Annotated in this window: 9 protein-coding genes; 4 read left to right on the top strand and 5 right to left on the bottom strand. The window is 70.1% G+C overall.

Features of this window, described 5'->3' with window-relative positions; translation table 11 throughout:
- Positions 1 to 331 precede the first annotated feature (331 nt).
- Both ACWD5Q_RS24390 and ACWD5Q_RS24385 read right to left on the bottom strand, forming a co-directional pair.
- On the bottom strand, positions 332 to 1,060 hold the full coding sequence (locus ACWD5Q_RS24390) for a VOC family protein (protein ID WP_451429152.1): 729 nt from the start codon (positions 1,058 to 1,060) through the stop codon (positions 332 to 334).
- 134 nt (positions 1,061 to 1,194) lie between these two features.
- Positions 1,195 to 1,770 carry a TerD family protein gene (locus ACWD5Q_RS24385; protein WP_451429151.1) on the bottom strand — a complete coding sequence of 192 codons (576 nt, stop codon included), beginning with the start codon at positions 1,768 to 1,770 and terminating at the stop codon, positions 1,195 to 1,197.
- 155 nt (positions 1,771 to 1,925) lie between these two features.
- On the opposite strand from ACWD5Q_RS24385, the gene ACWD5Q_RS24380 reads away from it, so the two are divergent.
- Positions 1,926 to 2,357: a sec-independent translocase gene (locus ACWD5Q_RS24380; protein ID WP_451429150.1), complete on the top strand. Its 432-nt coding sequence runs from the start codon at positions 1,926 to 1,928 to the stop codon at positions 2,355 to 2,357.
- A gap of 75 nt (positions 2,358 to 2,432) precedes the next feature.
- Entirely contained in the window at positions 2,433 to 2,663 is a 231-nt protein-coding gene (locus ACWD5Q_RS24375; protein WP_451429149.1) for a hypothetical protein, read from the top strand.
- 19 nt (positions 2,664 to 2,682) lie between these two features.
- Here the strand turns inward: ACWD5Q_RS24375 and tatA are convergent, their stop codons facing one another.
- Entirely contained in the window at positions 2,683 to 2,970 is a 288-nt protein-coding gene (gene tatA, locus ACWD5Q_RS24370; protein ID WP_451429148.1) for a Sec-independent protein translocase subunit TatA, read from the bottom strand.
- Positions 2,971 to 3,100: 130 nt separating this feature from the next.
- On the opposite strand from tatA, the gene ACWD5Q_RS24365 reads away from it, so the two are divergent.
- A complete protein-coding gene (locus ACWD5Q_RS24365; RefSeq protein ID WP_451429147.1) occupies positions 3,101 to 3,262 on the top strand; it encodes a hypothetical protein in 162 nt (53 codons plus the stop codon).
- Positions 3,263 to 3,551: 289 nt separating this feature from the next.
- Positions 3,552 to 5,258 (top strand): LCP family protein, encoded by a 1,707-nt coding sequence (locus tag ACWD5Q_RS24360; protein ID WP_451429146.1) that lies wholly within the window; start codon positions 3,552 to 3,554, stop codon positions 5,256 to 5,258.
- 152 nt (positions 5,259 to 5,410) lie between these two features.
- On the opposite strand, the gene mgtA is transcribed toward ACWD5Q_RS24360, so the two are convergent.
- Together mgtA and ACWD5Q_RS24350 are read right to left on the bottom strand one after the other, a co-directional pair.
- On the bottom strand, positions 5,411 to 8,071 hold the full coding sequence (gene mgtA / locus ACWD5Q_RS24355) for a magnesium-translocating P-type ATPase (protein WP_451429145.1): 2,661 nt from the start codon (positions 8,069 to 8,071) through the stop codon (positions 5,411 to 5,413).
- Positions 8,064 to 8,426, bottom strand: a complete 363-nt coding sequence (locus ACWD5Q_RS24350; RefSeq protein ID WP_451429144.1) for an ArsR/SmtB family transcription factor — start codon at positions 8,424 to 8,426, stop codon at positions 8,064 to 8,066. Before ACWD5Q_RS24350 ends, mgtA begins: the two co-directional genes overlap by 8 nt.
- Positions 8,427 to 8,535 lie beyond the last annotated feature (109 nt).

Below are 8,535 nucleotides of genomic sequence, written 5' to 3'. Positions count from 1 at the left end.
GCACTCCCCCAAGCTCTTCGAGCAGGGGGGACCCCCAGCCGCGTTGTCGGGATCGCCCACGTACGCCCAGTACGCGGGCGACCCTCCGCCTTGCGGTCGCACGCACCAGACGCCGCGACGCCCGCGCTCCGCGCGAACGACGGGAAACTCAGAACAGGCCCCAGGCGCGTGTTCGCGGAATTCCTCCCGGCCGGCCGCGCGATCGCCCTGACCGGGGTGGGCAGCGTGACCACCACCCTCCTCCTGCGCGACGCGATCCGCCCACGCGCGTCCGGCTAGGCTGTCCCGAGAGCCTGCGCACGGTGGCCGGCCCTGGCGACATCACGACCTGTCACAGAGCACGGGGCCTCTGCACGGAGAACTCGTTGCCGTCGGGGTCGAGCATCATCACCCGGCCACCGTCGCCCTCGCCGGTGTCGGTGCGCGTCGCGCCGAGCGACGTCAGGCGCTCCACCTCCGCCTCCCAGCCGGCGTCACCCAGGGGCGCCAGCTCGAAGTACAGCCTGTTCGTGCCGGTCTTCGGTGCCACCGGAGGACCACCCCACGTGATCTTCGTGCCGCCGTTCGGCGATTGGATCGCGGTCTCCTGGTCCTGGTCCCAGACCAGCGGCCACCGCAGCGCCTCGCTCCAGAAGTAACCGACCTCCTGCGTACCGTCGCAGGCCAGCGCTCCGATGGAGCCGGTGTCGGCGAGGAACTTGTTGCCCGCCTCGATGACGCAGAACTCGTTGCCGTCTGGATCGGCGAGCACCACATGCCCGTCTTCCGGGAGTTGGCCCACGTCGATGTGTTTCCCGCCGAGCTTCAGCGCCCTGGCCACCGTCTGCTGCTGATGCTCCGGGGAGGTGCTCGTCAGGTCGAAGTGCGCCCGGTTCTGACCGGTCTTCGGCTCCTGGCTCGGCAGGAAACGGATGCGGAACCCGGCGGTATCCGGGGGCAGGATCGCGATGTCGTCGTCCGGACCGTCGGTCAACTCCCGGCCCAGGAGAGCGGACCAGAACCGCGCCAGGCCCGCGGGCCGGGTCGCGTTGAAGCAGATCGCGAACAACTGACTGGTCATACCCCGTGCGTCTCCGATCCGCTGACGGTCGACACGGCGCGTCGCCCTCCCGTCGCATCGTACGCGGCGGGTAAGGCCCGCCGCCCGCCTGGGGATTGGGTGAGCCAGGCGGGCGGCGGGGGCTGTGGGGGCCGTCAGACGTCGACGCCGAAGTCGGAGGCGATGCCGCGCAGGCCGGAGGCGTACCCCTGACCCACGGCGCGGAACTTCCACTCGCCGCCGTACCGGTACAGCTCGCCGAAGACCATGGCGGTCTCCGACGACGCGTCCTCCGTCAGATCGTAGCGAGCGATCTCCTGCCCGTTCGCCTGGTTGACCACGCGGATGAAGGCGTTGCGGACCTGCCCGAAGTTCTGCCCGCGCGCGTCCGCGTCATGGATGGACACCGGGAAGACGATCTTGTCGATCTCGGCGGGCACCGCGGCGAGGTTCACCTTGATCGACTCGTCGTCGCCCTCGCCCTCACCGGTGAGGTTGTCGCCGGTGTGCTCCACCGAACCGTCCGGGCTGTGGAGGTTGTTGTAGAAGACGAAGTGCTGGTCGGAGACCACCCTGCCGGACGTGTTCAGCAGCAGCGCGGAAGCATCCAGGTCGTAGTCCGCTCCGGTCGTGGTGCGCACGTCCCAGCCCAGGCCCACCAGCACTGCGGTCAGCCCCGGGGCCTCCTTGCTCAGTGACACGTTGCCACCCTTGCCCAGGGAAACTCCCACGACTCATCCTCCCGGCTGCGGGCCGCCTGCACGGTCACTGCGTTTCAACGCAGACTCTAGCGCAATGGTTCCTATGATTGCGCAACCTCTAAAGTGTTGATGCCGGATGCACCCGCAGCGGGCGGGCCCAGCGGAACGAAGGCGAGGGGTCTGAAGTGTTCACCGATGTGGGCCCACTGGAGCTCATCACGCTGGCGGTCCTTGCCGTCCTGCTGTTCGGGCCGGACAAGTTGCCCGAAATCATCCAGAACGTGATGAGCTTTCTGGGCAAGATGCGGGAGTTCTCCGAGAGCGCCAAGCGGGAGATCCGCTCGGAACTGGGGCCGGACTTCCAGGACTTCGAGTTCGAGGACCTGCATCCGAAGACGTTCGTGCGTAAACACATCCTCGAGGGCGACGACCTCGGGCTGGCGGACATCCGCAGCACCCTCGACCCGGGCGGTGAATTCTCGGAGGCCGCCGACGCCGTTCGCGAGGCGGTGAACGACAGCCGTGACGACACGTCGACCGCAGGGCGGGTGACCTTGACGAAGGGGGCTCCGGCCGATCCGGCTGCACGTGCGGCGTTCGACCCGGACGCCACATAGGGCCGTCCAGACGCATCCGTGATCCGCCTCACGACCACGACCTGTAAAGACTTGCGCAACCTCTAAACTGTCGCCGTGGCGACTACAGATGTGACGGGATGGGAGACCGCGGTGCTCAACGGGGGGCCGGCGGACGGACTGCGCATGACGGTTTCCGGCCGGCCCCCAGTGGTCCAGGTGTCCTATGCGTGCCGACAGGACAGCCCGTCGAACGGTGTACAGGTCGCAGCGGTGTACGTCTACCGCCGCGACCTCCGCGCGAAGAGCGAGCCCCTGCAGTACCACTTCGACGTGGCCAGCCCGTGATGTTCCGAGCTTGTGAGACTCAGTGCGCCGTTCGGTTCTCGGTCGCCGGCCGAGCCGTCGCGCTCTCGCCGGGCGCGGCCTGGACGAGACGCGGTGCGGGCTCGCCGGAGGAGGCCGGGCTCTCGGCCGGCGCCGCGGTGGCCTGTGCGCTGCCGTCGTCCTTCATGGCCTTGGCCTCACTCTTGAGGATGCGCATCGACCTGCCCAGCCCACGGGCGGCCTCGGGCAGCTTCTTCGAACCGAACAGCAGGATGATGACGATCGCCACGATCAGCAGGTGCCAGGGTTCCAGTCCGTTGCGGAGCATCTGGCTCACCCCTTTTCTTCGCCGGACAGTGGCACGGACCGGGACGGCGCACCATCTGCCATCATTGCTACATTGCGCAACTGTACAAGCATGGGACGGGATTGAGCCGTCCCCTCCGCATGAGTCCGGCATGGTGAACACAGTCCGTGGCGAACAGCTCATCGCACCGGCCGCGCTGATGCCCGGTGCCGCCGGTCCGCGCTGGACCTGCCTGAAGCCGAACGGCGACATCAACACCTTCGACGCAGGCGGCCTGTCCGGGAACCGCCTCGGAACAGACGTCCAAAGGTGAGATCATCGTGGTGATGCTCGGGCTCGCCCTGGTCACTTCCGGCGTTCTCACCCCGGGGCAGGCCCGCTCGGCCGACCCCGCCGGATCCTGGGATGCGGCGACAGCGGCGGCTCCATGAGATCTCTCACCCGTGAATGCGGGCGGACCCGCGCTGGACGGGTCCTTGGTTTGCTAGATTGCGCAACTGAACAATCAATGTGACGCCCCACTTCGCCGGACGGATACGGCCACACGTTCCTGGCCATACCCCCGACGGCCTGCTGGGCCCGACCGTACCTGGGAGTGGGAAATGAGTGACCTGCGGGACGGTCCTGCCGGCCGGGCCACACGCCGCCGCTCCGCCCCGGTACCCCGCCAGCGTACGAACAAGCCCACCGATGAGCACCCCTCAGGCGGCCGGGCAGCGGCACGGGCGGCCTCCCGCGCGCGTGGCCACTCGCAGTCCCGGCGCCGTGTCCGGCCGACCTCGCGCGGAAAGCGGCTGCTGCGGCTCGCCGTGACATGCCTGGCCGTTCTGATCGTGGCGACCGCCGGCGCCGGGTGGTGGTTCTACCAGCACCTGAACGACAACATCCACAGTGTCGGGCTCGACGGGAGCGGCGGCAGCGAGAAGCCGGACGCCTTCGGCCGCACCCCCATCAACATTCTGGTGATGGGATCGGACGGCCGTACCAGCCAGACCGACTGCAAGCTGGGCGGCGGCTGCTCTCAGACCGGCGTGCAGTCGGGCTGGGGGAACGCGGACGTGGAGATGGTGGTGCACATAGCCGCCGACCGTTCCAACGCCACCGTGATGAGCATCCCCCGCGACACCATGACCGACATTCCGGCCTGCAAGAACAGCGAGACCGGCACCTCCACGCCGGGCTACTACGGCCAGATCAACAGCGCCCTGTCGTACGGACCGGCCTGCCAGGTGGCCACCATCCACCAGCTCACCGGCATCCCCATCGACCACTTCGTCAAGCTCGACTTCTCCGGGGTGGTCAGCATGTCCGACGCGGTCGGCGGGGTATCGGTCTGCGTCAGCTCCAACGTGTACGACACGTATTCGCATCTGAAGCTGTCCAAGGGCACCCACACCCTCAAGGGGGTCGCGGCTTTGGAGTTCGTCCGTTCCCGGCACGGTTTCGGCGACGGCAGCGACCTGGGCCGCACCTACGCGCAGCACTTGTTCCTCAGCTCGATGATGCGCAAGTTCAAGAGCGCGGGCACCCTGGCCGACCCCACGGCGGTCTACGGTCTGGCCGATGCGGCCACCAAGGCGCTCACCGTCGATGACGGCCTGGGCAGCGTCTCGAAACTGGTCGGTCTTGCCACCGACCTGGACAAGGTTCCCTCCAAGCAGATCACCTTCACCACCATGCAGACCGCTCCCGACCCCAACAACAAGGAACGGCTGGTGGTCGGCACCGGCGCCAAGGCCCTGTTCGCCACCATCGCGGGCGACCAGTCCCTGACCGGCTCGTCCGGCAAGAAGTCCGCCGCGGCCACCGCCACCGCCACCGCCCAAGCGGTCGACACTTCCCGGATCGTGGTGGGGATCGAGAACGGCACCGGCATCAGCGGCCGCGCCTCCGTCATCGCCAGTGCCCTGACCGACAAGGGCTTCGGTTCGGGCGGGACCACGGCCAACGCTCCGAGCATGACGGCCACCACCACCCTCACCTACGGCAATGGCCAGAAGCCGCAGGCACAGGCCGTTTCCCGCGCTCTCGGCCTGCCCGCCTCGCACCTCAAGCAGGGCAGCGGGAGCAGCCTGACCCTGGTGATCGGCAGTGACTGGCCCAGCGGCAGCACCTACCCCAGTGGTACCTCCTCCCCGGCGCCCGCCGACACCCACGCCGCGGTCTCCAACGCCCACGCCGAAACCGCCGACCAGTCCAAGACCTGCGCGCAGGTCAGCCCGTACAGAACCGTTTCACTCAACGGCGTCGGCATGACACCGGCCCAGGCATACGCCGCCGCCGGCGACAAGCCCGACTCCGATGCCTGAGACCGTCGGCCTTCATACCGTGCGGGACCGTGAGACCGCGCCGGTGCACAGCCGGATGATCCCGAGGGCGAGTCTCCGGCTCGCGGCCATCACCGCGCCGAGAGCCCCGGAAGGAAACGTCTCGCGGCCGGTACGAGAGCTCGCCGCTTTCCTCATGCTTTCCGGCGTTCGGAGCGATGACGCTCGTAGCGTGCGCGGGCCAGTACGAGGCCGATGGCGTAGAGCGCCAGGACGGCCGTGAGGAGCAGGTAGTACTCGAGCGGCAGTGTGCTCAGGCCGAGCACCGGGCCGAGCGGGGAGGGCGGCAGCACGATACCGACGACGGCCAGCGCGCCGGCGGACCAGCTGATCGGGCCGAGCGCACGGGTCTCGAAGAGCTGGCGTCCGGTACGCAGCAGCACCATGACCAGCGCCTGGGTGAGCAGGTTCTCGGTGAACCAGCCGGAGTGGAAGATCGCCTCGTCGTCGCCGGTGCCCGGACCGTGCAGGGCCAGGGCGAGGACGGCGAAGGTGGCCAGGTCGGCGATGGCGTTGAGGACGCCGAAGCCGGTGATGAAGCGCAGGACCTCACGCGGGCTCAGCAGGGTGGGGCTGCGCAGCACCGACGGGTGGGGGCGGTCGTAGGCGAAGGCGAGTTGGACGGTGTCGAAGCACAGGTTCTGCACGAGGACCTGGGCCGGGAGCATCGGCAGGAACGGCAGGAGCAGGCCGGCGGCGAGCATCGCGATGACGTTGCCGAGGTTCGACGACAGGGTGATCCGCAGATAGGCGGCGACGTTGCCGCCGCTGTGGCGACCCGCGGTGATGGCGTGGTCGATCGCGGTGAGGTCCTTCTCGGCGAGCACGACGTCGGCGCTCTCCCGGGCCACGTCGGCGGCGTCGCGCGGGGCGATGCCGACGTCGGCGGCGCGCAGCGCGGGCAGGTCGTTGACGCCGTCCCCGAGGAATCCCACGGTGTGCCCGCCGGCACGTAGCGCGGTACTGATCCGCGCCTTGTGCTCGGGGGTGCAGCGGGCGAAGACGGTGGTGCGGCAGGCCAGTTCGACGAGTGCGGTGTCGGTGAGACCGTCGATACGGTCGGCGGTCACGACACCGCCCGGGCCGAGCGGGAGGTCCAGATCCCGGCAGACGCGGGCCGCGGTACCGGGGTGGTCGCCGGTGAGGATCCTGACGGTGACGCCTCGCTCGGCGAGCGCGGCGAGGGCCTCGGCGGCGGTGGGTGTGAGGGCGTCGTGGAAGGTGACGAAGCCGCGGAAGGTCAGGCCGCGTTCATCGGCCGGGACGTAGTCACGGGTACGGGCCGGGCGTTCGGCGGTGGCCACCGCCAGGATCCGTAGCCCGTCCTCGGCCTTCTCTGCGGCCAGGGCCGCCAGGCGCCGTTGCCCGTCCTCGTCCAGAGCGCAGCGTTCCAGGACGGCTTCGACGGCTCCCTTGACGACGAGTGTGTGCCTGCCCAGACGTCCCGGGACGCGGACGACGCCGGTGGACAGGCGGCGCAGGGGGTCGAAGGGCAGAGCCGTCACCCCGTCGTACGCCATGAGGTCGTCCTCGTCGGCCGCGTCCAGGATCGCCTCGTCCAGGGCGTCCGGCGCCGGCAGATCGGCGAGTTGCAGGGTCCACCAGGCGTTGACCGCCGCCCAGTGCAGAACGCCGGGGTCTTCGCGGCCGTCGCCGTCCAGGCCCTGCGCGACGACCGGCCGGTCCTGGGTGAGCGTGCCGGTCTTGTCCAGGCACAGCACGTCGACGGCGCCCAGGTCGTGCAGCGCCGGGAGCCGTTTGACGATCACCCCGTGCGTGCGCGCCAGCAGTGCGGCACCGCGGGCCAGGCAGGTGGTGACGATGACCGGCAGCATCTCCGGGGTCAGTCCCACCGCAACGGCGACGGCGAACGGCAGGGTCTCCAGGCCGCGTCCGCGCAGGGCGGCGTTGGCCATCAGCACCAGCGGCGGGGTGAGCAGCATGAAGCGGATCAGGATCCACGAGATGCCGTGCACCGACCGGTCGAAGGCGCTCGCCTCGCGCTGTTGCGCCGAGCCTCCCTGCGCGGCCGCCAGCCGGGTACGGGCTCCGGTCTCGACGACGACCGCGGTGCCGCTGCCGGACGCGACGCTGCTGCCCTGGAAGCACAGCTGCGGCTGCTCGAACACGGTGCGGCCGTCCACGTGCGGGATGTCCCCGGCGTTCTTCGCCACGGGGACCGACTCGCCCGTCAGGGCGGCCTGGTGCACGGTCAGGCCACTCGCCCGCAGGAGTCGTACGTCCGCCGGGACCAGGTCTCCCGCACCAAGCTTGATGATGTCGCCGGGCACCAGTTCCGCCACGGGGATCTCCCGAGCCGTCGGCGGCGCCTCCGTGTCGGCGCGCCGCACCACGGTGGAGGTGGTGGCGACCAGCTCGCGCAGCCCGGCCATGGACCGGTCGGCCCGGTACTCGCCGGAGGCCCGCAGCACACAGCTGACCACCACCAGCAGGAGGATCACGCAGGTGGTGGACCAGGAGAGAACGGCGGCGGACACCAGTCCGAGGCAGAGCAGCACGACGGTGAACGGGTCGTGCACGCTGCGTGCGACGAGCTGTGGCCAGGAGGCGCCCCGCCGCGCCGGGAGGGCGTTCTCCCCGGAACGGGCCAGACGCTCCGCGGCCTGCGCTTCCGTCAGCCCGCGCGGCCCGCTGTCCAGCCGCCGCAGAATCTGCAGAGCGGTCGCCGCGCCGAGCCCGGACGTCGCGACGGCATGTGCCCTCCGCTGCTCCGCCTCGGCCCCGGGAAGCGGCGCTTCAGCGCCCTGACCGAAGGCCGAGGCGATCCTAGGCACCGGTCCCGTGCAGTCGGCGCACCGGCGCGGCCGGCCCCTCGGCGCGCGCGGCCAGCTGCCCGACCATCAGCCGGACAACGGTGACGACGTCGGGGTCCTCCACGTAGTAGACCTGCCGTCGGCCCTCGCGACGGGCACGGACGAGACCGGCGAGCTTCAGCTTCGACAGATGCTGGCTGACCGCGGGCAGGGCGCCACCCACCCGGTCAGCGAGGTGGGTGACATCGCTCTCGCCTTCGGCCAGGGCCCACATGATGTGCAGCCGGGCCGTCGAGGCCAGCAGCCCGAAGGCGGCGGACGCCTCCGCCAGCACCTCGGCGGGAGGATCCTGATAGCCATTGGCGATCCGCGCCACAGCCCTCTCCCATCCGCCCGGGTCACAGTCCACGCATATGCGCCCGCCCAGTGTAGGCGCCGGCGCCCCGGCACCCTGCCGTGCCCGGAGCAGCCGGCCGCCCCGTCGG

The organism is Streptomyces sp. NPDC002513 (assembly GCF_053595355.1).
Note: the sequence above shows the minus strand (reverse complement) of the source record. Positions and strands in the feature narration are given on the sequence as shown.

Coding starts and splice junctions, on each gene's coding strand:
- tatA (WP_451429148.1), bottom strand. CDS start 2,970: ATGCTCCGCAACGGACTGGAACCCTGGCACCTGCTGATCGTGGCGATC.
- ACWD5Q_RS24390 (WP_451429152.1), bottom strand. CDS start 1,060: ATGACCAGTCAGTTGTTCGCGATCTGCTTCAACGCGACCCGGCCCGCG.
- ACWD5Q_RS24360 (WP_451429146.1), top strand. CDS start 3,552: ATGAGTGACCTGCGGGACGGTCCTGCCGGCCGGGCCACACGCCGCCGC.
- ACWD5Q_RS24365 (WP_451429147.1), top strand. CDS start 3,101: ATGGTGAACACAGTCCGTGGCGAACAGCTCATCGCACCGGCCGCGCTG.